The 21,968-nt window shown below is 45.0% G+C and carries 24 protein-coding genes; 23 read left to right on the top strand and 1 reads right to left on the bottom strand.

Translation table 11 applies throughout. The features are described 5' to 3' along the window. Nucleotides 1–307: 307 nt before the first annotated feature. The 23 genes from EAE30_RS18700 to glmU all read left to right on the top strand — a co-directional run bounded on the left by EAE30_RS18700 (nucleotide 308) and on the right by glmU (nucleotide 20,722). Complete coding sequence (locus EAE30_RS18700) at nucleotides 308–1,057, top strand: amino acid ABC transporter substrate-binding protein (RefSeq protein WP_123017261.1); 750 nt, start codon at nucleotides 308–310, stop codon at nucleotides 1,055–1,057. Nucleotides 1,058–1,151: 94 nt separating this feature from the next. Beyond that, the gene (locus EAE30_RS18695) at nucleotides 1,152–1,823 is read left to right on the top strand and encodes an amino acid ABC transporter permease (RefSeq protein ID WP_123017260.1); all 672 of its coding nucleotides are present in this window, start codon (nucleotides 1,152–1,154) and stop codon (nucleotides 1,821–1,823) included. Next, the gene (locus tag EAE30_RS18690) at nucleotides 1,820–2,557 is read left to right on the top strand and encodes an amino acid ABC transporter ATP-binding protein (protein ID WP_123017259.1); all 738 of its coding nucleotides are present in this window, start codon (nucleotides 1,820–1,822) and stop codon (nucleotides 2,555–2,557) included. Before EAE30_RS18695 ends, EAE30_RS18690 begins: the two co-directional genes overlap by 4 nt. A 250-nt stretch (nucleotides 2,558–2,807) precedes the next feature. Beyond that, complete coding sequence (gene rpmH / locus EAE30_RS18685; RefSeq protein WP_077315244.1) at nucleotides 2,808–2,942, top strand: 50S ribosomal protein L34; 135 nt, start codon at nucleotides 2,808–2,810, stop codon at nucleotides 2,940–2,942. 46 nt (nucleotides 2,943–2,988) lie between these two features. Continuing rightward, complete coding sequence (gene rnpA / locus EAE30_RS18680) at nucleotides 2,989–3,312, top strand: ribonuclease P protein component (RefSeq protein ID WP_241967709.1); 324 nt, start codon at nucleotides 2,989–2,991, stop codon at nucleotides 3,310–3,312. Further along, entirely contained in the window at nucleotides 3,279–3,536 is a 258-nt protein-coding gene (gene yidD / locus EAE30_RS18675) for a membrane protein insertion efficiency factor YidD (RefSeq protein ID WP_123017257.1), read from the top strand. The genes rnpA and yidD overlap by 34 nt, the downstream gene beginning before the upstream one ends. A 2-nt stretch (nucleotides 3,537–3,538) precedes the next feature. Then, complete coding sequence (gene yidC, locus EAE30_RS18670) at nucleotides 3,539–5,191, top strand: membrane protein insertase YidC (protein WP_123017256.1); 1,653 nt, start codon at nucleotides 3,539–3,541, stop codon at nucleotides 5,189–5,191. A gap of 98 nt (nucleotides 5,192–5,289) precedes the next feature. After that, nucleotides 5,290–6,651 carry a tRNA uridine-5-carboxymethylaminomethyl(34) synthesis GTPase MnmE gene (gene mnmE, locus EAE30_RS18665; protein ID WP_123017255.1) on the top strand — a complete coding sequence of 454 codons (1,362 nt, stop codon included), beginning with the start codon at nucleotides 5,290–5,292 and terminating at the stop codon, nucleotides 6,649–6,651. A gap of 215 nt (nucleotides 6,652–6,866) precedes the next feature. Further along, entirely contained in the window at nucleotides 6,867–7,307 is a 441-nt protein-coding gene (gene mioC / locus EAE30_RS18660; RefSeq protein WP_123017254.1) for an FMN-binding protein MioC, read from the top strand. A gap of 485 nt (nucleotides 7,308–7,792) precedes the next feature. Then, nucleotides 7,793–9,688 carry a tRNA uridine-5-carboxymethylaminomethyl(34) synthesis enzyme MnmG gene (gene mnmG / locus EAE30_RS18655; RefSeq protein ID WP_123017253.1) on the top strand — a complete coding sequence of 632 codons (1,896 nt, stop codon included), beginning with the start codon at nucleotides 7,793–7,795 and terminating at the stop codon, nucleotides 9,686–9,688. Beyond that, entirely contained in the window at nucleotides 9,688–10,320 is a 633-nt protein-coding gene (gene rsmG, locus EAE30_RS18650; protein WP_123017252.1) for a 16S rRNA (guanine(527)-N(7))-methyltransferase RsmG, read from the top strand. The genes mnmG and rsmG overlap by 1 nt, the downstream gene beginning before the upstream one ends. Before the next feature lie 14 nt (nucleotides 10,321–10,334). Beyond that, a complete protein-coding gene (locus EAE30_RS18645; RefSeq protein WP_123017251.1) occupies nucleotides 10,335–11,108 on the top strand; it encodes a ParA family protein in 774 nt (257 codons plus the stop codon). Between the two features lie 26 nt (nucleotides 11,109–11,134). Next, nucleotides 11,135–12,016, top strand: coding sequence for a ParB/RepB/Spo0J family partition protein (locus tag EAE30_RS18640; protein ID WP_123017250.1), 882 nt, complete (start codon nucleotides 11,135–11,137; stop codon nucleotides 12,014–12,016). A 189-nt stretch (nucleotides 12,017–12,205) separates the two neighbouring features. Further along, nucleotides 12,206–12,595 carry a F0F1 ATP synthase subunit I gene (locus EAE30_RS18630; RefSeq protein ID WP_123017248.1) on the top strand — a complete coding sequence of 130 codons (390 nt, stop codon included), beginning with the start codon at nucleotides 12,206–12,208 and terminating at the stop codon, nucleotides 12,593–12,595. An 8-nt stretch (nucleotides 12,596–12,603) separates the two neighbouring features. Then, nucleotides 12,604–13,434 carry a F0F1 ATP synthase subunit A gene (gene atpB / locus EAE30_RS18625; RefSeq protein ID WP_123017247.1) on the top strand — a complete coding sequence of 277 codons (831 nt, stop codon included), beginning with the start codon at nucleotides 12,604–12,606 and terminating at the stop codon, nucleotides 13,432–13,434. A gap of 66 nt (nucleotides 13,435–13,500) precedes the next feature. Beyond that, nucleotides 13,501–13,755 (top strand): F0F1 ATP synthase subunit C, encoded by a 255-nt coding sequence (gene atpE, locus EAE30_RS18620; RefSeq protein WP_002540812.1) that lies wholly within the window; start codon nucleotides 13,501–13,503, stop codon nucleotides 13,753–13,755. 76 nt (nucleotides 13,756–13,831) lie between these two features. Then, nucleotides 13,832–14,302 (top strand): F0F1 ATP synthase subunit B, encoded by a 471-nt coding sequence (gene atpF / locus EAE30_RS18615; RefSeq protein ID WP_123017246.1) that lies wholly within the window; start codon nucleotides 13,832–13,834, stop codon nucleotides 14,300–14,302. Nucleotides 14,303–14,316: 14 nt separating this feature from the next. Further along, nucleotides 14,317–14,850, top strand: a complete 534-nt coding sequence (gene atpH / locus EAE30_RS18610) for a F0F1 ATP synthase subunit delta (protein ID WP_123017245.1) — start codon at nucleotides 14,317–14,319, stop codon at nucleotides 14,848–14,850. Between the two features lie 13 nt (nucleotides 14,851–14,863). After that, entirely contained in the window at nucleotides 14,864–16,405 is a 1,542-nt protein-coding gene (atpA, locus tag EAE30_RS18605) for a F0F1 ATP synthase subunit alpha (protein ID WP_123017244.1), read from the top strand. A gap of 43 nt (nucleotides 16,406–16,448) precedes the next feature. Then, nucleotides 16,449–17,315, top strand: a complete 867-nt coding sequence (gene atpG, locus EAE30_RS18600) for a F0F1 ATP synthase subunit gamma (protein ID WP_123017243.1) — start codon at nucleotides 16,449–16,451, stop codon at nucleotides 17,313–17,315. 34 nt (nucleotides 17,316–17,349) lie between these two features. Next, nucleotides 17,350–18,753, top strand: a complete 1,404-nt coding sequence (gene atpD / locus EAE30_RS18595; RefSeq protein ID WP_123017242.1) for a F0F1 ATP synthase subunit beta — start codon at nucleotides 17,350–17,352, stop codon at nucleotides 18,751–18,753. Nucleotides 18,754–18,771: 18 nt separating this feature from the next. Next, nucleotides 18,772–19,194 carry a F0F1 ATP synthase subunit epsilon gene (locus tag EAE30_RS18590; RefSeq protein WP_123017241.1) on the top strand — a complete coding sequence of 141 codons (423 nt, stop codon included), beginning with the start codon at nucleotides 18,772–18,774 and terminating at the stop codon, nucleotides 19,192–19,194. Between the two features lie 166 nt (nucleotides 19,195–19,360). Continuing rightward, nucleotides 19,361–20,722 (top strand): bifunctional UDP-N-acetylglucosamine diphosphorylase/glucosamine-1-phosphate N-acetyltransferase GlmU, encoded by a 1,362-nt coding sequence (glmU, locus tag EAE30_RS18585; RefSeq protein WP_123017240.1) that lies wholly within the window; start codon nucleotides 19,361–19,363, stop codon nucleotides 20,720–20,722. A gap of 82 nt (nucleotides 20,723–20,804) precedes the next feature. Here glmU and fadA read toward each other — a convergent pair whose 3' ends face one another. Beyond that, nucleotides 20,805–21,968: an acetyl-CoA C-acyltransferase FadA gene (gene fadA, locus EAE30_RS18580; RefSeq protein ID WP_123017239.1), complete on the bottom strand. Its 1,164-nt coding sequence runs from the start codon at nucleotides 21,966–21,968 to the stop codon at nucleotides 20,805–20,807.

The following is a 21,968-nucleotide window of genomic DNA, read 5'->3' as shown; positions in this document are numbered from 1 at the left end:
GTTTCCCTCACTCTTAATCATTGATCGATAAAGACTGGTAATTCTACCTGTTGATAACTCAGATCGCCAGTAAATGATCAAAAATCTATGTGAATAAGATCCTACTTATACACAATATATACGGAGTTTTTCCTAGGATCCGCAGAGATAACCCCCGCTTACTCACACTATCGTACACATTAGGGTAAATTCTTAGTGACTTATCCCCATGTTTTATTCTATTTTTGATATTAATAATAATATCTCGTTATTTCTTTAAAAAGAAAAGCATGATTAAGATCACAGCATAATCACTGAGGAGAAGTATATGAAACGCTGGTTAACTATTGCCGTTGCCGCGCTTGCGTTTACCGCTGCATCTGCACAAGCCGCAAACGAAGTCGTTAAAGTCGGCATGTCAGGACGCTATTTTCCATTTACCTTTATGAAGAACGATAAACTGCAAGGCTTCGAAGTGGATTTGTGGAAAGAGATTGGTAAGCGCAATCACTACGATGTCAAATTTGTCACGGCGAGTTTTTCCGGTTTATTTGGTCTCCTGCAAACGGGTCGTATTGATACGATTTCTAATCAAATTACGATGACCAAAGCACGTCAGGACAAGTACTTATTTTCAGAACCTTATGTGGTCAACGGTGCACAAATTACCGTACACAAAGGTAATAAGAGCATTCACGGTATTCAAGATTTGGCAGGAAAAACCGTCGCTGTCAATTTAGGGTCGAACTTCGAACAGTTACTACGCCAACACGACAAAGACGGTAAGATTAATATCAAGACTTACGATTCGGGTATTGAACAAGATGTCGTCCTAGGTCGCTCTGATGCATTTGTCATGGATCGCCTATCGGCACTCGAGCTGATTCGTAAATCAGGGCTACCATTGAAACTTGCTGGCTCACCTTTTGAGAAAATTGAAAATGCTTGGCCATTTATGAAAAACGCGAAAGGTCGAGAGTTGCAAAAAGAAGTCAACCAAGCGTTAGAAGCGATGCGTGGTGACGGCACACTCGCTAAAATTTCTAAAAAATGGTTTGATACCGATATTACTAAATAAGCGTTATATCATTGCAATGCTTTGATTTAGGCACAACTTATAAAGGTGGGAAGCAGGCTTTCCACCTTTATTTATTTTCAAATAGGAACGATCTATGGGTTTTGACTTTCACTACATGATCGATTTAATGCCGATACTGTTTAAGTATTTAGGCACGACAATATCCATGGCTCTGTGGGGACTCGTCTTCGCCTTAATATTGGCGATTACCGTGGCGCTCATTCGCGTGTTTAAGATCCCCGTACTCAATCAGCTCGCTCAATTATATCTCAGCTTTTTCCGTGGCACGCCGCTCTTGGTGCAAATGTTTTTGCTCTATTACGGCTTACCGCAAATCATTCCACCGTTAGTGGGACTGGATGCCTTTACGGCAGCCATTATTAGCTTAACGTTGCACTTTGCCTCCTACATGTCTGAAAGTATTCGCGCCGCGATTGTCGGCATCGATCGCAGTCAAATGGAAGCGAGCTTATCGATTGGAATGACCAAATCACAGTTAATGCGTCGCATTATTCTGCCGCAGGCTTCCCGCGTGGCGTTACCTTCCTTGATGAATCACTTTATCGATATGATTAAGTCGAGCTCACTCGCCTTTACTTTAGGGGTGACTGAAATCATGGCGAAAGCGCAAATGGAAGCTTCATCGAGCTTCAAGTTTTTCGAGTCTTATCTCGCGGTCGCATTAATCTATTGGGCAATGGTGGTTATCTTGACTCGCGTACAATACTGGGCCGAACATAAATTGAACAAGGCGTATGAACGATGATCAAACTCAACAATATCCATAAGAAATTTGGTAACAGTGGCATTCTTAAAGGCATTGATCTTGAGATTCAATCTGGAGAGATCATCGTCGTGATCGGTTCAAGTGGTACCGGTAAGTCAACCTTGCTGCGCTGCGTGAACTTTTTAGAGCAGCCGGATTTAGGGACGATTCAAATCGGTGATGTCACCATTAATGCGGAAAAGCATACCGCGAAAGACATCACCGCAATACGCCGTCAGACGGGATTTGTGTTTCAAAACTATGCCTTATTCTCCCATATGACGACCCGCCAAAATATCGCCGAAGGCCTTATTACGGTACAAGGTTGGGATAAGCGTAAGGCTTACGAACACGCACAAACCATCCTAAATGATATCGGGCTAGGCGATAAAGGGGATAACTATCCAGCCTCCCTGTCAGGGGGTCAGCAACAACGTGTCGGCATTGGCCGAGCCATGGTTTTGAAACCGGAATTACTGTTATTTGATGAACCAACTTCGGCGTTGGATCCAGAATGGGTTGGCGAAGTGTTAGCATTAATGAAAAGACTCGCGAAAGAACATCAAACCATGTTGGTGGTCACCCATGAGATGCAATTTGCCCGTGATGTGGCCGATCGCGTGATCTTCATGGCAGAAGGATCGATTATCGAACAAGGTTCTCCACAGGATATTTTCGATCATCCACAGGATCCAAGATTGAAAAAATTCTTAAATCAAGTCGGGATCGACTAAGGATCCTTGCTGTTTTAATGATTATCCGTATAATCGTCCGACCGTATTGGGTACTTATTACATGTTGACGAGTTCGTAAATATGTAATACCGACGATTCGAATCATTGACACACTACGTGTCTCTGATTACAATTCCGCCTCTTTGTTGAGAGGCGTCGGAATGTCCTTTCATTACAACAATGAGATAAGACAATTGCCCACGCCGGGTTTAATGAACCTAAAAACTACTGATCAGTAAGGTACTAAACAATGAAACGCACTTTTCAACCTTCAGTTCTAAAGCGCAAGCGCTCTCACGGCTTCCGTGCACGCATGGCTACTGCGAACGGTCGTAAAGTAATTAACGCACGTCGTGCAAAAGGCCGTAAGCGCCTTTCAAAATAATCATTAGTTTATTTTGAAAACGAACGCGTTTAATCGGGAGTTACGTTTGTTAACTCCCGAGAATTATCAAAAAGTTTTCCAGCAAGCTCATCGAGCTGGCTCTCCTCATTTCACCATAATTGCCCGCGCAAACACTCTTTCTCACCCTCGTTTAGGTTTAGCCGTTCCAAAGAAGCAAATCAAAACAGCCGTTGGTCGTAATCGTTTTAAACGCATTGCACGAGAAAGCTTTCGACTTCAGCAGCACGAACTTTCCAAAAAAGATTTTGTTGTTATTGCCAAAAAAAGTGCGCAAGATTTGTCCAATGAGGAATTATTTAAGTTATTCGATAAGTTATGGAAACGCCTGTCTCGCCCTTCACGTGGTTAGCCATTGGTATAGTCAAACTATACCAGTGGATAATTAGTCCGCTCATCGGCCCAAGATGTCGGTTCACACCTACTTGCTCTTCGTATGCCATAGAAGCATTGAAAGCTCACGGTTTTGTAAAAGGGTGTTGGTTATCAGGTAAACGTCTATTAAAATGCCATCCTTTGAGCGAAGGGGGTTTTGACCCCGTTCCACCAGTCCAAAAACAAGACAGAGATAAATAACGATGGATTCTCAACGTAATATTCTGTTAATTGCTTTAGCGTTAGTGTCTTTCCTGCTCTACAACGAGTGGAATGCGGATAAGACTCCGACCAAACCAGCAGTTGAACAGACTCAAACGAGTAATACCGAAGCTGCAGCCGATCAAGCAAACTCTTCTTCGAAGACAGTAAGCAAGCAAGCTGTGAATAACGCCAAGGCAAAACTGATTACCGTAAAAACGGATGTGCTAACTCTGTCCATTAATACGGCTGGTGGTGATATTGTTGAAGCAAAACTGAACAAATATTCTGACAAACTGAATTCAGATAATCCGTTCGTCTTGCTACATAAATCACCTTCAGAGCAATTTATTGCACAAAGTAGCTTGCGTGGACCACAAGGTACCGACCATAACGATACGCGTACTGTGTATGCTGCCAAGCAAACCCAGTACACGATGGGCAAAGATCAGAAACAAATTGAAGTTCCTCTGATCTACAAAGCGAATGGCATTACTTACACGAAAACGTTCATTCTGAAACGTGGCAGTTATGCACTGGATATGGTTTACAATGTTAAAAACCAATCTGGTAAGCCAGCAGACGTCCGTATGGACATGCACCTACGTCAGAATCTGAAAGACTCTGGTGGCAGCCTTGCTATGCCAACTTACCACGGTGGTGCCTACTCTACAGAAGAAACACGCTACAAGAAATATAGCTTTGATGACATGCAAGACCACAACCTAAACATCACATTGAAAGATGATAAAGGTTGGGCAGCAATGATTCAGCACTACTTCGCTGTAGCATGGATTCCTCGTAACGAGCATGATCCTATTTTATATAGCCGTGTGAAAAATCAATACGGTGATATTGGTATTCGTACCCAAGATAAAACCATTGCCAACGACCAAAGCGGTCAGTTCAAAGCGACATTGTGGGTCGGTCCTAAACTGCAAGATGCAATGGCAGCAACCGCGGATCACCTCGACCTTGTTGTCGATTACGGCTGGTTATGGTTCCTTGCGAAACCACTGCATATGCTGCTCTCTTTTATCCAATCTTTTGTGGGTAACTGGGGTCTTGCCATCATTGGTTTAACGCTGATTGTACGTGGTGCAATGTACCCACTGACCAAAGCGCAATACACATCCATGGCTAAAATGCGCATGCTGCAACCCAAAATGCAGGAAATGCGTGAACGCATCGGTGATGACCGTCAGCGTATGAGCCAAGAAATGATGGCCTTGTATAAGAAAGAGAAAGTGAATCCACTCGGTGGTTGTTTGCCTATCTTCCTACAAATGCCGATCTTCATATCCCTGTATTGGGCATTGATGGAGTCTGTTGAATTGCGTCATTCGCCATTCTTCGGTTGGATTCATGACTTGTCAGCACAAGACCCGTACTACATTTTACCGGTACTAATGGGTATCAGTATGTTCATGATTCAGAAGATGAGTCCGTCAACAGTGACGGACCCAATGCAACAAAAAATCATGACCTTTATGCCGGTTGTTTTCTCTGCATTCTTCCTGTTCTTCCCTGCAGGATTGGTGCTGTACTACTTGATGTCAAACATCGTAACCTTGATTCAACAAACGATGATTTACAAAGGTCTCGAGAAAAAAGGCTTGCATACGAAAGTCCCTAAAAAGGCAAAGACTAAGTAAGCGCACAACAGTCATATCGATTGAGGCGACCGAAAGGTCGCCTTTTTTTGTTTGGCTGATTACAATGTGACACTCATTAATTCGGTTTAGGTAACATTATGACTACAGATACCATTGTCGCTCAAGCTACCGCCCCAGGGCGCGGTGGTGTAGGTATTATTCGCGTTTCAGGGCCACTGGCTACCCAAGTCGCCACCGCGGTAACAGGGAAAACGCTGCGCCCGCGCTATGCTGAGTATTTACCGTTTAAAGATAGTGATGGTAACGAGCTCGACCAAGGTATCGCCCTCTTCTTCCCTAACCCTCATTCATTCACAGGTGAAGACGTTTTAGAATTACAAGGTCATGGCGGCCCTGTGGTCATTGATATGTTAATCAAACGTATTTTGCAGATTCCAGGCATTCGAGCGGCACGTCCTGGTGAATTCTCAGAACGCGCCTTTATGAACGATAAAATGGATTTAACGCAAGCAGAAGCCATTGCGGACCTCATTGATGCCAGCTCAGAGGAAGCCGCTAAATCGGCTTTACAATCCCTCCAAGGCCAATTTTCAAAACGCATCAATACGCTGGTGGAATCACTCATTCACTTGCGTATTTACGTCGAAGCCGCGATTGATTTTCCAGAAGAAGAAATTGATTTCTTAGCGGACGGCAAAGTGCTGACCGATCTCAACACGATCATTGCTAACTTAGAGGCCGTACGCCAAGAAGCCAATCAGGGCGCGATCATGCGCGAAGGCATGAAAGTGGTGATCGCCGGTCGCCCCAATGCTGGCAAATCAAGCCTCCTAAACGCTCTCTCAGGCAAAGACAGTGCGATTGTAACCGACATTGCGGGCACCACTCGTGATGTACTAAGAGAGCATATTCACATTGATGGCATGCCGCTCCATATCATTGATACCGCAGGGTTACGCGATTCCACCGATGAGGTAGAAAAAATTGGGATTGAGCGAGCGTGGGATGAAATTAATCAAGCTGACCGCGTATTGTTCATGGTCGATGGCACCACCACCGATGCAACCGACCCGAAAGACATTTGGCCAGACTTTGTCGATCGTTTACCGGCGCATATTGGCATGACGGTCATACGCAACAAAGTCGACCAAACTCATGAGGAACTCGGGTTAACCGAGAAAGATGATTCAATGCTCATTCGCTTATCCGCCAAAACCGGCCAAGGCGTAGAAACGCTGCGCGCTCATCTCAAAGACTGCATGGGATTCTCGAGTTATCAAGAAGGGGGTTTTATGGCCCGTCGCCGTCACTTAGATGCCCTTGAGAGAGCCTCAGAACACCTTCTCACAGGACGTGAACAGCTTGAAGGTTATATGGCAGGAGAAATCCTTGCCGAAGAGCTGCGCATCACTCAGCAGCATTTAAACGAGATTACCGGCGAATTCAACTCAGATGATTTGCTCGGTAAGATTTTCTCGTCTTTCTGTATCGGAAAATAATCGCATCTTCTGACCCCATTGAGTCATGAAGTCGCAGACACCGACCCTAATGCTTGCTGAGCGAGGATTAGGGTTTTTTATAACGACCCAACCGCTCTCTTTACCTTCCTATCCTTCCTCTCTTTGGTCATCACGAAAAGGTAACCATAGCCAAAACAACAATAAATCGTCTAGGATAGACGGCGAATTATAATCTAAGTAATGGGACAGCCATCATGATCCATATTATTACGGGTAGCACACTAGGCAGTGCTGAATATGTCGGTGATCATCTTAATGATTTGCTCGAAGCCCAAGGCCTCGAAACCACCATCCATAACCAACCGGATCCGAATGATATTCCAGCGCAAGGGATTTGGTTGATCGTCACATCGACTCACGGCGCGGGAGATTATCCAGACAATATCCAGCCCTTCATTTCATATCTGCAAGACACGCCACCAAGAACACAAGACTTACACTATGCCGTCGTGGCGATCGGCGATTCGAGCTACGATACCTTTTGTGGAGCCGGTAAACATGCCTTTGCCTTACTTGAGGATATTGGCGCCACACCATTAACAGAATGCGTCACGATTGACGTGCAAACCTATCCTGTTCCAGAAGATGCCGCCGAGGAATGGTTCGCCACAGTCGCAGATAAATTCTCTCAATAATCGGCTTTGTGCTCACAGAGAAGCGACCGCATGGTCGCTTTTTTTACGATGCTTTTTAGAAAACCGGCGTTTTAGCACGAAGCGAGTAATCTGTTTGCTGCTTTTTTGAACAAACAATCTGTGGATAAGTATACTGTTATCCGGTGATCAACCATTAGTTATCCAATGTACAAGTTATAGTCTTGGATCCCCCTGTGTATAAGTAGGCTTTTTGATCCCAGCTTCTCCTTATGTTGATCAGTTGATGATCACAAGTTCTGATCAACGTAAGATCCATGATCCCATTGATCATTTATCACTTATCCACAGAGATCGTTGATCCTAATAATAGATCTAATAAGAGATCTATATAAAGATCTTATATATATTAAGTCTTTAAAGGGATCATTAAAAATCAATAAAACCGATTTAATAGACGACCGAAAGAAGGTAGAATACGCATCCTTTAATTTTCCTTAGCCTTAACAGATTACCTGAGGTCGTTCATGCTTTATCACGAAACATTTGACGTCATTGTGGTTGGTGGCGGTCATGCAGGAACGGAAGCCGCTTTAGCCGCCGCTCGCACTGGCCAAAACACCCTATTGATTACTCACAACATTGATACTCTAGGACAAATGTCTTGCAATCCAGCCATCGGTGGGATTGGCAAAGGACATCTTGTCAAAGAAGTCGACGCCATGGGTGGCTTGATGGCTGAAGCTATTGACCACGCAGGTATTCAATTTCGAACACTTAACGCGTCAAAAGGACCTGCGGTTCGAGCAACTCGCGCTCAAGCAGACCGTGCGTTATACAAAACGTATGTTCGCAATGCTTTGGAAAATACCCCTAACCTAACCTTGTTCCAACAATCTGCCGATGATCTTATTGTTGAAAATGATCAAGTAACGGGTGTAGTGACGCAGATGGGGCTTAAATTCAAAGCCAAATCGGTTGTGTTGACTGTGGGGACCTTTTTGGGCGGTAAGATCCACATTGGTTTAGAAAACTTCTCAGGGGGTCGTGCTGGCGATCCACCGTCGATCGCGCTAGCGGATCGTTTGCGTGATTTGCCATTTCGAGTCGATCGTTTAAAAACAGGAACACCACCACGCATTGATGCGAACAGCGTTGATTTTTCACAGCTCGCTCAGCAACATGGTGATAATCCAACGCCTGTATTTTCATTTATGGGCAATCGCACACAACACCCTAACCAAATTCCGTGTTATATCACCCATACCAATGATCGCACGCATGATGTAATCCGCGAAAATTTACATCGTAGTCCGATGTATTCTGGTGTGATTGAAGGTATTGGACCTCGTTACTGTCCATCGATTGAAGACAAAGTGATGCGCTTTGCAGATAAAAATAGTCATCAAATCTTCATCGAACCCGAAGGGTTAAACAGCCGCGAACTGTATCCTAATGGTATCTCCACCAGCTTACCTTTTGATGTACAGCTGCAAATTGTGCGCTCAATGAAAGGGTTTGAAAATGCCCATATCATGCGTCCAGGCTATGCTATTGAGTACGATTATTTTGATCCTCGTGATTTGAAAAATACGTACGAAACCAAATTTATTAAAGGTTTGTTCTTCGCCGGACAAATCAATGGCACAACCGGTTATGAAGAAGCGGCTGCGCAAGGTTTGATGGCCGGATTGAATGCAAGTTTATTCAGTCAAGACAAAGAAGGTTGGAGCCCACGTCGCGATCAAGCCTACATGGGCGTATTGATTGATGACCTTTCTACAATGGGCACACAAGAACCTTACCGTATGTTCACGTCTCGAGCGGAATATCGATTATTATTACGTGAAGATAACGCTGATCTGCGTTTGACAGAAAAAGCACGGGAATTAGGTCTTGTGAATGATGCTCGCTGGGCGCGTTTCAATGAAAAAGTAGAAAATATTGAACGCGAGCGTCAGCGTTTAGGCTCAGTATGGATTCATCCTACATCGAATGAAATTGGTGAATTAAATGCGATGTTAAAAACTCCACTGACTCGTGAAGCCAATGGGGCGGATTTATTACGTCGTCCTGAAATGAATTACGACTTAGTCTCATCATTAGCGACTTTTGCGCCGAAGTTAGATGACGATCAAGCCGCTGAACAGGTCGAAATTCAAGTGAAGTATGAAGGCTATATTCAGCGCCAAAAAGACGAGATCGAAAAATCATTGCGTCATGAACATACTCAGTTGCCATTTGACTTAGATTACAGCCAAGTGAAAGGGTTATCGAATGAAGTCGTGATGAAGTTGACGGACACGAAACCGGAAACAATTGGTATTGCATCACGAATTTCAGGTGTAACACCTGCAGCGATTTCAATCTTGCTGGTACACCTTAAAAAGCACGGTATGCTAAAGAAAGGGGAAGTGGCGTAGTGAACGCATTGCGAACCAAACTCGATAGCTTGCTTGCTCAGACAGATTTAGTCGTGTCTGAGCATCAAAGAGAGCAATTAGTCGGATACGTGGCGCTTCTCAATAAGTGGAATAAAGCGTATAACTTGACTTCCGTAAGAAACCCGATGGATATGCTTATCAAGCATATCCTCGATAGTATCGTAGTCAGCGCTTCTCTCGACGGACATCGATTCATTGATGTGGGGACCGGTCCTGGATTACCTGGGATTCCATTATCGATAATGAATCCAGACAAAGATTTTGTGTTGCTGGACAGTTTAGGTAAACGTATTCGGTTTATTAAACAAGTCGTTCATGAGCTTGGCATCCACAACGTCACCCCGGTTCAAAGCCGGGTTGAAGAATACGATGCCGGTGAAGGGTTTGATGCGGTGTTAAGCCGAGCATTTGCTTCGATGAGTGATATGGTTCATTGGTGTGAAACTTTACCAAAAGCCGAGACCGGTGTATTTTTAGCGCTAAAAGGACAAGTTGATCAAACTGAAATTGATCAGCTCCCTGAATGGTGTTGTGTGAACTGTGTCAAATCTTTGGATGTTCCGGAGTTGGAAGGTGAGCGTCATCTTGTAATCTTATCTCGCAAGGGATAATAGCGAGGCACACTGTGGGAAAAATTGTAGCAATTGCCAACCAAAAAGGCGGCGTTGGTAAAACAACAACATGTATTAATTTAGCCGCATCGATGGCGGCGACGAAACGTAAGGTTCTAGTGATCGATTTGGACCCACAAGGCAATGCGACAATGGCAAGCGGAGTGGATAAATACCAAGTTGAAGCGACGGCGTATGAGTTGTTGGTTGAAGATGCCGCATTTGACGATGTCGTGGTTCATAACACAACCGGACACTATGACTTAATCGCTGCAAATGGTGATGTCACCGCGGCCGAGATTAAGTTAATGGAAGTGTTTGCCCGTGAGGTACGTCTAAAGAATGCGATCTCCGCTGTGCGCGATAGCTATGATTATATCTTTATTGATTGTCCGCCAGCTTTGAATTTGCTTACTATTAACGCCATGGCCGCTGCTGATTCGGTGCTTGTACCGATGCAGTGTGAGTATTTTGCGCTTGAAGGATTGACCGCACTGATGGATACCATCAGTAAACTGGCGGCTGTCGTCAACGAAAATTTACAAATTGAAGGGTTACTCCGCACTATGTACGATCCTCGTAATCGATTATCGAACGAGGTGTCAGACCAACTGAAGAAGCACTTTGGTGCGAAAGTCTATCGTACGGTAATTCCGCGTAATGTCCGTTTAGCCGAAGCTCCGAGTCATGGTAAACCAGCTATGTACTACGATAAATATTCCGCTGGTGCTAAAGCGTATTTAGCATTAGCTGGCGAAATGTTGCGTCGTGAGCAAGTCCCCGCATAACGTTTTAATTTAAGGAATGGGTTTACATGTCTAAACGTGGTTTAGGAAAAGGATTGGATGCTTTATTGGCGACCAGTTCAATGTCTCGTGAAAAACAGTACGACACCCCGAGTCATCAAGATGTCTCTGTGGATGGTGAGCTTGCTGAATTAGGGATAAATAACTTAAAGCCTGGTATCTATCAACCGCGTAAAGATATGTCTTCGGAAGCGCTAGAAGAACTCTCTGCTTCAATCCAATCACAAGGGATCATTCAACCGATCGTGGTGCGTCCTGTCGCGGCTGGCGGTTATGAAATTATTGCTGGTGAACGCCGTTGGCGAGCCGCCCGTTTAGCTGGATTGAGCAAAGTTCCTTGTTTAGTCAAGCAAGTGGCTGATAACGCAGCGGTTGCAATGGCCTTGATCGAGAATATTCAGCGTGAAGATCTCAATGCGATTGAAGAGGCGCAAGCGCTGGAACGTCTGCAGAATGAATTCAGTTTAACGCATCAACAAGTGGCCGATGTGATTGGTAAATCCCGCACCACGGTGAGTAATTTGCTGCGTCTTAACCAATTAGACGATCAGGTGAAATATTTTGTCGAAACCAAGCAGCTTGAAATGGGGCACGCTCGGGCTCTATTGATGCTGGAAGGTGAGCAACAAGTGGATATTGCTCAACGTGTTGCTAAAAAGCAGATGACCGTTCGTCAAACTGAGCAACTTGTCAAAAAGTGCCTTTCTAATGTATCTGACGATAAAAATGTGGTAGAAGACGTAGAAATTCAACAGATATCACAAAATTTGAGTGCGAAGTTGGACGCTAAAGTCTCCATCGTCCGTGGAAAAGATGGAAAATCGAAACTGACTATCAACCTCGATGAACCTCACAAATTACAACAAGTCATTGCCAAGCTAGAAGGCTAAATGACATAATTGACCTGTATCAATTGTAAAAAATGACTTTTTAAATGAAAAGTTGTCGAGTTGTAAGCAAAACTGTAACTTTTTGTGGTATTTGCATTGCCAAGCTTTATGGCAAGTGTATACAATTTTTTAGCATAGTCTCCAGCTTTATTTGTTGTGGGTTGGAGCATACTACGCGAGGTAGAATACATGGTAGCTGCGTTAGCTAGACCGGGACGAGAGCTTGCTAAGCAATTGTTATTGATCCAGCTGTGCGCAGTTATGGTTGTGGCAACAGGAATGGCTGTTGTGGTGAATGCTGAATGGGGAGTTTCAGCGCTGATAGGGGGTGGCATTTGTGTCATCGCCAATGCTGTATTTGCGTTATGTGCTTTTCTGTTTAGTGGAGCTCGTGCTGCCAAGCGCATCGCGGCTTCATTTTATACAGGTGAAGTATTGAAAATTCTCATTACCATTGCTCTGTTTTCTGTCGCTTACATGTATATTCAGGTGGAACTTGTTCCTCTGAAAATAACCTATTTGCTGGCACTGGGTGTTAATATTTTTGCGCCAGTATTATTTATCAACAACAAAAAATAGGATGAGTTATGGCTGCGCCAGGTGAAGCGCTAACACCGTCCGGTTACATAGATCACCATTTGGCAAACCTGTCACTGGCTCGTATTTCAGAGCACTATGATTTGGGATGGCAAATTAGTGAGACAAGTTTCTGGAACGTTCATATCGATAGCCTGTTTTTTTCTTTGTTCACAGGACTGATTTTCCTAGTGATTTTCCGTTCTATTGCAAAGAAAGCAACAGTGGGTGTACCAGGCAAGCTACAGTGTTTTGTTGAAATAGTGGTTGAATTTGTCGATCAAAACGTCAAAGAGACCTTTCATGGACGCAATCCTCTTATAGCTCCGCTGGCACTAACTATCTTTTGTTGGGTATTGCTAATGAATATCATGGACCTTGTGCCAATTGATTTCTTGCCGTACTCAGCACAGCATCTGCTTGGAATTCCTTACTTAAAAGTGGTTCCTTCTGCTGATGTGAATATCACCATGGCTTTGGCTCTGGGGGTTTTTGCTCTGATGATTTTCTATAGCATCAAAGTAAAAGGCTTTATGGGTTTCGTGAAAGAGTTGACTTTACATCCGTTCAACACGCCTATCATGATCCCGTTCAACCTTCTTATTGAAGTGGTATCGCTACTGGCGAAGCCTCTTTCTCTGGGAATGCGTTTGTTCGGTAACATGTTTGCGGGTGAGGTTGTATTCATTCTTTGTGCGGCAATGTTGCCTTGGTGGCTACAATGGATGGGTTCACTTCCGTGGGCTATTTTCCATATTCTGGTAATTTTGATTCAAGCATTTGTATTTATGATGTTGACGGTAGTGTATCTATCCATGGCTCATGAAGACTCGGATCATTAATTTTTTATACTTTATTTTTAAAGCTTTTATTGGGCATTTAGCCAAATTCTTATATTGGAGATAGTAATGGAAACTTTACTGAGCTTTTCTGCAATCGCCGTAGGTATCATCGTCGGTCTTGCTTCTCTAGGTACTGCGATCGGTTTCGCGCTTCTAGGCGGTAAATTCCTTGAAGGCGCAGCGCGTCAACCTGAGATGGCTCCTATGCTGCAAGTTAAGATGTTCATCATCGCGGGCCTGCTGGATGCGGTTCCTATGATTGGTATCGTAATTGCGCTTCTATTCACATTCGCAAACCCATTTGTAGGTCAACTAGGTTAATCACGTTTTTCCGTAGGCAAAACGTCGGTTTTGCCATTGATTAACACGAGTCTGTCCAAATTAGGGGGTAGCTGTTGTGAATATGAACGCAACTCTGCTAGGTCAAGCAATCGCTTTTATTTTGTTTGTTTGGTTCTGCATGAAATATGTATGGCCACCAATCATCAAAGCGATCGAAGAACGTCAGCAAAAAATTGCCGACGGTTTGCAAGCCGCTGAGCGAGCAAAAAAAGACTTGGATCTAGCACAAGCTAACGCTTCTGAACAAATGAAAGAAGCGAAGCGCACAGCAACTGAGGTCATCGAGCAAGCGAATAAACGTAAAGCGCAGATTTTGGATGAAGCACGAGAAGAAGCGATGACAGAACGTCAGAAGATTCTTGATCATGCTGAAGCTGAAATTGAAGCCGAGCGTAACCGTGCACGCGATGAACTGCGTAAACAAGTTGCAACTCTGGCAATAGCTGGTGCTGAGAAGATTCTTGAGCGTTCTGTCGATAAAGACGCGCATAAAGATATTCTCGACAACATTACTGCAAAACTTTAAGGGTGGGGGCGCTTATGTCTACTATGACTACTATTGCACGCCCCTATGCTAAAGCAGCATTCGATTTTGCGGTGGAGAAGCAGCAGTTAGACCAATGGTCTGAAATGTTGATATTCGCTGCTGAAGTAACAAACAACGAGCAAATACATGAACTTTTAACTAGTTCTATGTCTGCAAGCAAGCTTGCAGAAATATTTATCGGGGTTTGTGGCGAACAGTTTGATGAATTCGGTCAAAACCTGATAAAGGTGATGGCTGAAAATGGACGCTTAAGCGTCATGCCTGATATTTGTGCTGAATTCCATGCTTTGAAAAAAGAGCATGAGTCGAAAATTGATGTGGATATTATTTCTGCAACAGAGCTTTCTGAACAGCAAAAAGCAGATATCAGCAGCAAACTGGAGCAGCGCCTTGAGCGTAAAGTTCTGCTGAATTGCAGTATAGATGAGACCCTACTAGCTGGGGTTGTAATTCGAGCCGGAGACTTAGTCATCGATAACTCAGCACGTGGTCGTTTAGGCCGCCTGAGCGATGCATTGCAGTCTTGATGGGGATTGGAGCATGCAACTTAATTCCACGGAAATTAGCGATCTAATTAAACAACGTATTGAATCATTTGACGTTGTCACTGAAGCTCGCAATGAAGGTACTATCGTTTCGGTAAGCGATGGTATTATCCGTATTCACGGCCTAGCGGACGTGATGCAGGGTGAAATGATTGAATTACCGGGTGGCCGTTATGCGCTAGCACTTAACCTTGAGCGTGACTCAGTGGGTGCAGTGGTAATGGGCCCGTACGCCAACTTAAAAGAAGGCGATAAAGTAACAGGTACTGGTCGTATTCTTGAAGTACCTGTGGGTCCTGAATTGCTTGGTCGTGTTGTTAACACACTGGGTGAGCCAATTGATGGCAAAGGTCCTATCGACACCAAACTGACTTCTCCTGTTGAAGTGATTGCACCGGGCGTTATTGATCGCCAATCGGTTGATCAACCTGTACAAACAGGTTACAAATCGGTTGACTCAATGGTGCCAATCGGCCGTGGTCAGCGTGAGTTGATCATCGGTGACCGTCAGACAGGTAAAACTGCGATGGCGATTGATGCGATCATCAACCAGAAAGATTCTGGTATCTACTCGATTTATGTTGCGATTGGTCAGAAAGCTTCTACGATTGCGAACGTTGTTCGTAAACTCGAAGAGCATGATGCATTAAGCAACACAATCGTTGTTGTCGCGTCTGCGTCTGAATCTGCGGCACTACAATACCTTGCACCATATTCTGGTTGTGCAATGGGTGAGTACTTCCGTGATCGTGGTGAAGATGCACTGATTGTTTATGATGACCTATCAAAACAAGCGGTAGCCTATCGTCAGATTTCTCTATTGCTACGTCGCCCACCAGGCCGTGAAGCCTTCCCAGGTGACGTATTCTACCTCCACTCACGTCTTCTAGAACGTGCATCTCGTGTTAGCGCTGAATATGTTGAGCGTAAAACAGGTGGTGCTGTGACAGGTAAAACGGGTTCTTTAACGGCTCTGCCTATTATCGAAACTCAGGCTGGTGACGTATCTGCATTCGTACCAACCAACGTAATTTCGATTACGGATGGTCAGATTTTCCTACAGACTGAACTGTTCAACGCGGGTGTTCGTCCTGCGGTTGACCCTGGTGTTTCTGTTTCTCGTGTAGGTGGTTCTGCACAAACGAAATTGATCAAGAAATTGGCCGGTGGTATTCGTACTGCATTGGCTCAATACCGTGAATTGGCAGCGTTTGCTCAATTCTCATCGGATCTTGATGAAGCGACAAAGAAACAGTTAGAACATGGTCAGAAGGTGACCGAACTGATGAAACAAAATCAGTACGCACCAATGTCTATTTTTGATCAAGGTTTATCAATCTTCGCTGCAGAGCGTGGTTACCTTGAAGATGTAGAATTGAACAAAGTTCTAGATTTTGAAGCCGCATTACTATCGTACGCTCACTCTCAATATGCTGACCTAGCAGAAGAGATTGGCAAGGCGGGTGCTTACAACAAAGAAATCGAAGAGAAGTTGAATAAGCTTGTTCAAGATTTCAAGGCAACCCAAACTTGGTAACGAAGTTGGTGGCAGCAATGCCACCTGCTAATGGAGAGTAATGATGGCCGGCGCAAAAGAAATACGTAGTAAAATCGGTAGTGTGAAAAGCACTCAGAAAATTACGAAAGCAATGGAAATGGTAGCCGCTTCTAAAATGCGTCGTTCGCAAGAATCGATGCGGGCTTCCCGTCCATATGCGCAAACGATGCGTAAAGTGATCGGTCATGTCGCTAACGCGAATCTAGAGTATCGTCATCCTTACCTAGAAGAGCGTGAAGCGAAACGAGTTGGTTATATCATTGTTTCTACTGATCGTGGCTTATGTGGTGGTTTGAACATTAACTTGTTCAAGAAAGCCCTAGTGGATATGAAGTCATGGCAGAACAAAGGGGTTGAAGTTGAACTGGGTATTATCGGTTCGAAAGCGACGTCTTTTTTTGCTCAGTCTGGCGCTAAAGTAGCGGCTCAAGTTTCTGGTCTTGGTGATCAACCAAGTTTGGAAGACTTGATCGGTTCTGTCGGCGTGATGCTGAAGAAATATGATAATGGTGAATTAGATCGCCTGTACGTTGTATTTAACGAGTTTGTGAATACGATGGTACAACAACCAACGATCGATCAATTGCTGCCTTTGCCTAAATCAGACAGTGAAGAAATGCAGCGTGATCACTCGTGGGATTATATCTACGAGCCAGAGCCACAACCGCTACTTGATGCCTTACTGCTACGTTATGTAGAGTCTCAGGTCTATCAAGGTGTGGTTGAGAACCTTGCTTGTGAGCAAGCGGCTCGAATGATTGCGATGAAAGCTGCGACAGATAACGCGTCTAACTTAATTGATGATTTAGAACTTGTGTATAACAAAGCCCGTCAAACGGCGATTACGCAAGAACTATCAGAAATTGTGAGTGGCGCAGCTGCGGTTTAAGCTTAGGTAAAACAAACAGTTTAGAGGATTAACGATGGCTACAGGTAAGATCGTACAGATCATCGGCGCAGTAGTCGACGTGGAGTTCCCACAGAGCGAAGTACCTAGTGTTTACGATGCTCTTAACGTTGTTGAAGCAAAAGAACGTTTGGTTCTTGAAGTGCAACAGCAACTTGGCGGTGGCGTATGTCGCGCAATCGTAATGGGTAGCTCAGATGGTTTACGTCGTGGAATGACAGTTGAAAATACTGGCGCTCCAATTTCAGTGCCAGTGGGTACAAAAACCCTTGGTCGTATCATGAACGTCTTAGGTGACGCGATTGATGAACGTGGTGAGATCGGTGCTGAGCAACAGTATTCAATTCACCGCGCAGCACCAAGCTACGAAGAACAGTCTAACTCGACTGCACTTCTAGAAACCGGTGTTAAAGTTATTGACTTGATTTGTCCATTTGCAAAAGGTGGTAAAATCGGTCTATTCGGTGGTGCCGGTGTTGGTAAAACCGTAAACATGATGGAACTTATCAACAATATCGCACTGAAGCACTCTGGTCTTTCAGTATTTGCGGGTGTTGGTGAGCGTACTCGTGAAGGTAACGATTTCTACTACGAAATGCAGGAAGCGGGCGTTGTTAACTTAGAGAATCCTGAGGAATCTAAAGTTGCAATGGTTTACGGTCAGATGAACGAGCCACCAGGTAACCGTCTACGTGTTGCTTTGACTGGTTTGACAATGGCTGAACGTTTCCGTGATGAAGGTCGTGACGTACTGCTGTTTATCGATAACATTTATCGTTATACATTGGCCGGTACTGAGGTATCAGCACTGCTAGGTCGTATGCCGTCTGCGGTAGGTTACCAGCCGACATTGGCTGAAGAAATGGGTGTGCTTCAAGAGCGTATCACGTCAACGAAAACCGGTTCTATCACGTCTGTACAGGCGGTATATGTACCAGCGGATGACTTGACTGACCCATCTCCAGCGACAACATTTGCTCACTTGGATGCAACCGTTGTATTGAACCGTAACATCGCATCTATGGGTCTATACCCAGCGATCGACCCGTTGGATTCGACATCTCGTCAGCTTGACCCATTGGTTGTTGGTCAAGAGCACTATGATATCGCACGTGGCGTTCAACAAACGCTACAGCGCTATAAAGAGCTAAAAGACATCATTGCGATTCTTGGTATGGACGAACTGTCTGAAGAAGATAAGCGTGTTGTTGCGCGTGCGCGTAAGATGGAACGTTTCCTAACTCAGCCTTATCACGTAGCCGAAGTATTTACTGGCGACCCTGGTATTTATGTATCGCTAAAAGATACATTGAATGGCTTTAAAGGTCTGCTAGATGGCGATTACGACGATATTCCTGAGCAAGCCTTCATGTACTGTGGCGCTATTGAAGAAGCAGTAGAAAAAGCGAAAAAAATGTAAGGCTAATTAGGAGGCGATATGGCAGCAATAACCTTTCATCTGGATGTAGTCAGTGCTGAGAAAAAACTGTTTTCTGGTCTGGTAGAAACATTTCAGGTGACCGGTAGCGAAGGTGAGCTTGGAATTTTCCACGGCCACACTCCGCTGCTGACCGCTATCAAGCCTGGTATGGTGCGTATTGTGAAGCAGCACGGCCACGAAGAAATCATTTATGTTTCTGGTGGTATTGTTGAAGTTCAGCCGGGTACTGCGACAGTACTTGCTGACACGGCGATTCGTGGTGAAGATCTTGACGCAGCGAAGGCTGAAGAAGCCAAACAGCGTGCTGAGGAACATATTCAGAGTCAGCATGGTGATATGGACTTTGCACAAGCGGCAAGTGAACTAGCTAAAGCAATGGCTCAAATTCGAGTCATTGAGCTGACCAAAAAACGTCGTTAATGCTTGTTAACAGCGTGATGTAAAAAGAAAGGCGGCCTATGGTCGCCTTTTTGTTTATTTTTTATAAATTAACACTTAGATAATTAACTATTACCGAGGGTGTGGTTAAAATACGAGTGAAATTGTTTATTTTTATTTTTTAATTAACGTCATACGTAGGTAACTCATGAAATTCAGCGCAGTCATTCTTGCCGCCGGCAAGGGTACACGAATGCATTCGGCTTTACCCAAAGTTCTGCATACTTTGGCGGGTAAACCCATGGTTAAGCATGTCATCGATACATGTCATGGGATTGGGGTCAATAACATCCACTTGGTTTATGGCCATGGTGGTGACTTAATGCAGAAAACATTGGAGCAAGAGTCGGTCAATTGGGTACTGCAAGCTGAGCAATTGGGAACCGGTCATGCCGTTAATCAAGCAGCGCCTCACTTTGCTGATGATGAGAAGGTCTTGATTCTCTATGGTGATGTGCCGTTGATTTCAGAGGCCACATTAGCACGTATGCTTGATGGACAACCCGAAGGTGGCATTGGTCTTCTGACGCTTGTGATGGATGATCCTACCGGGTATGGCCGTATTGTTCGAGAGAACGATTCTGTTGTCGCCATTGTTGAACAAAAAGATGCCAGTGACGAACAGAAAGCCATTCAAGAAATTAACACTGGTGTGATGGTGGCGGATGGTCGTGATTTAAAACGTTGGTTAAGCGGTTTAAGTAATGACAATGCGCAAGGCGAATATTATCTCACCGATATCATTGCAGCCGCTCATCATGAGGGGCGTGTGATCCAATCAATTCACCCAGTGAGTGATAATGAAGTTGAAGGCGTGAATGACCGAGTACAACTGGCTCGTCTTGAGCGAATTTATCAAGCCGAATGCGCACATCAGTTATTAGTGCAAGGCGTGATGCTGCGCGATCCGAGTCGTTTTGATCTTCGCGGTGAATTACAGTGCGGTAAGGATGTGGAAATTGATGCGAACGTGATCATTGAAGGCAAAGTGAGTCTCGGTGATAACGTGGTGATTGGTGCGGGCTGTGTGCTAACTGATTGTGAGATCGATGATAACACCATCGTTCGTCCTTACAGCGTCATTGAGAATGCGACTGTTGGTGAAACCTGTACCGTGGGTCCATTTGCGCGTTTACGTCCTGGTGCAGAATTGCATAACGATGCTCATGTCGGTAACTTCGTTGAAGTCAAAAACGCCACGCTTGGTGAAGGCTCCAAAGCAAACCATCTGGCTTATGTTGGTGATGCACAAGTGGGGCAACGTGTTAATTTAGGCGCGGGCGTGATTACATGTAATTACGATGGTGCCAACAAACACAAAACCATTATCGGCAATGACGTCTTCGTGGGATCGGACACCCAGTTAGTGGCTCCAGTTAAAGTCGCTGATGGAGTCACGATTGGTGCGGGCACCACAGTAACAAAAGATATCAATGCTGAGGGTGAGCTTGTGATTACTCGTGCGCCAGAGCGCCGCATTGCCGATTGGCGGCGTCCAGTGAAAAAGTAAGCGAACCGTACGGTGATAGCCTACAAAGAAAGCCGCCAAATAGGGCGGCTTTTTTCATTGGGTTAGCGCCCGCAGGGCATGGTTATGGCCGCTCGAAAATCGTCGCAATGCCTTGTCCCATGCCAATACACATAGTGGCGAGACCAAACTGCACATTTTGTTGTTCCATGACATTAATCAGCGAAGTACAAATCCGCGCGCCAGAACATCCTAATGGATGACCCAAGGCGATCGCGCCGCCATGCAGGTTGATTTTTGAATCGATCGCCTCTTCGAGACCTAATTCCTCGATACATGCTAAGGATTGAGCTGCAAACGCTTCATTGAGCTCTATCGCACCGATATCTTCCAACGTCAGCCCGGCACGCTTTAGTGCTTTATGAGTGGCAGGAATTGGACCTAGCCCCATAGTCACCGGATCGCACCCAGCGACAGCCATAGAGCGAACGACAGCGCGGATTGGCAGATCATATTGCTTGGCTTTGTCTTCGGTGGTGAGTAGCAAGATTGCAGCGCCATCGGAAATCGCTGACGAATTCCCCGCTGTGACGGTACCTGAGTGCGGGTCAAAGGCTGGAGAAAGCGTTGCCAAGGCTTCTAGTGACGCATCATGACGAATCACCTCATCGGATTCAATTAAGGTGAACGTTCCCTCTGAGTTGTGTCCCCAAATGGGCATAATTTCTTTGTTAAAGCGATGTTCAAGTGAGGCTTTACTCGCTCGCTGATGCGATGCTAATGCAAATGCATCTTGTCTACTGCGAGCAATATCGTAGTGCCGCGCGACAACTTCCGCGGTTAACCCCATCATCGCCGAGGCTTTAGAGACGCTGTGATTGAGTTGCGGGTGAATATCAATGCCATGAGTCATGGGCACATGCCCCATGTGTTCCACGCCACCGGCTAAGCAAAAATCGCTGTCACCCACCATGATAGAGCGCGTTGCATCATGCAGTGCTTGCATGGATGAACCACATAATCGGTTAACGGTGACGGCTGCGATTTGTTTGGGAAGTTGAGCGAGCAAGGCCGAATTTCTCGCAATATTAAAGCCTTGTTCCATGGTTTGTTGTACGCAGCCCCAATAGATATCTTCGATCCATGTAGGATCGATTTGTGGATACTTCAGCACGATCCCAGACATGAGTTGTGCAGAAAGATCTTCTGCTCGAATATGCCGAAATGATCCCTGTTTGGATCGCCCCATAGGGGTACGTAAGCAATCTACGATCACAATGCGGTTCAT

The sequence above is a fragment of the Vibrio zhugei genome (assembly GCF_003716875.1).
Taxonomy (GTDB): Bacteria; Pseudomonadota; Gammaproteobacteria; order Enterobacterales; family Vibrionaceae; genus Vibrio; species Vibrio zhugei.
The sequence above is the reverse complement of the archived record's forward strand: the minus strand, read 5'-3'. Positions and strand labels throughout refer to the sequence as shown.

Excerpts from the sequence above, each read along its gene's own strand:
- EAE30_RS18700 (WP_123017261.1), top strand. The coding sequence starts at position 308 with ATGAAACGCTGGTTAACTATTGCCGTTGCCGCGCTTGCGTTTACCGCT.
- EAE30_RS18695 (WP_123017260.1), top strand. The coding sequence starts at position 1,152 with ATGGGTTTTGACTTTCACTACATGATCGATTTAATGCCGATACTGTTT.
- EAE30_RS18690 (WP_123017259.1), top strand. The coding sequence starts at position 1,820 with ATGATCAAACTCAACAATATCCATAAGAAATTTGGTAACAGTGGCATT.
- rpmH (WP_077315244.1), top strand. The coding sequence starts at position 2,808 with ATGAAACGCACTTTTCAACCTTCAGTTCTAAAGCGCAAGCGCTCTCAC.
- yidD (WP_123017257.1), top strand. The coding sequence starts at position 3,279 with ATGGAAACGCCTGTCTCGCCCTTCACGTGGTTAGCCATTGGTATAGTC.
- yidC (WP_123017256.1), top strand. The coding sequence starts at position 3,539 with ATGGATTCTCAACGTAATATTCTGTTAATTGCTTTAGCGTTAGTGTCT.
- mnmE (WP_123017255.1), top strand. The coding sequence starts at position 5,290 with ATGACTACAGATACCATTGTCGCTCAAGCTACCGCCCCAGGGCGCGGT.
- mioC (WP_123017254.1), top strand. The coding sequence starts at position 6,867 with ATGATCCATATTATTACGGGTAGCACACTAGGCAGTGCTGAATATGTC.
- mnmG (WP_123017253.1), top strand. The coding sequence starts at position 7,793 with ATGCTTTATCACGAAACATTTGACGTCATTGTGGTTGGTGGCGGTCAT.
- EAE30_RS18640 (WP_123017250.1), top strand. The coding sequence starts at position 11,135 with ATGTCTAAACGTGGTTTAGGAAAAGGATTGGATGCTTTATTGGCGACC.
- EAE30_RS18630 (WP_123017248.1), top strand. The coding sequence starts at position 12,206 with ATGGTAGCTGCGTTAGCTAGACCGGGACGAGAGCTTGCTAAGCAATTG.
- atpB (WP_123017247.1), top strand. The coding sequence starts at position 12,604 with ATGGCTGCGCCAGGTGAAGCGCTAACACCGTCCGGTTACATAGATCAC.
- atpE (WP_002540812.1), top strand. The coding sequence starts at position 13,501 with ATGGAAACTTTACTGAGCTTTTCTGCAATCGCCGTAGGTATCATCGTC.
- atpH (WP_123017245.1), top strand. The coding sequence starts at position 14,317 with ATGTCTACTATGACTACTATTGCACGCCCCTATGCTAAAGCAGCATTC.
- atpA (WP_123017244.1), top strand. The coding sequence starts at position 14,864 with ATGCAACTTAATTCCACGGAAATTAGCGATCTAATTAAACAACGTATT.
- atpG (WP_123017243.1), top strand. The coding sequence starts at position 16,449 with ATGGCCGGCGCAAAAGAAATACGTAGTAAAATCGGTAGTGTGAAAAGC.
- atpD (WP_123017242.1), top strand. The coding sequence starts at position 17,350 with ATGGCTACAGGTAAGATCGTACAGATCATCGGCGCAGTAGTCGACGTG.
- EAE30_RS18590 (WP_123017241.1), top strand. The coding sequence starts at position 18,772 with ATGGCAGCAATAACCTTTCATCTGGATGTAGTCAGTGCTGAGAAAAAA.
- glmU (WP_123017240.1), top strand. The coding sequence starts at position 19,361 with ATGAAATTCAGCGCAGTCATTCTTGCCGCCGGCAAGGGTACACGAATG.
- fadA (WP_123017239.1), bottom strand. The coding sequence starts at position 21,968 with ATGAACCGCATTGTGATCGTAGATTGCTTACGTACCCCTATGGGGCGA.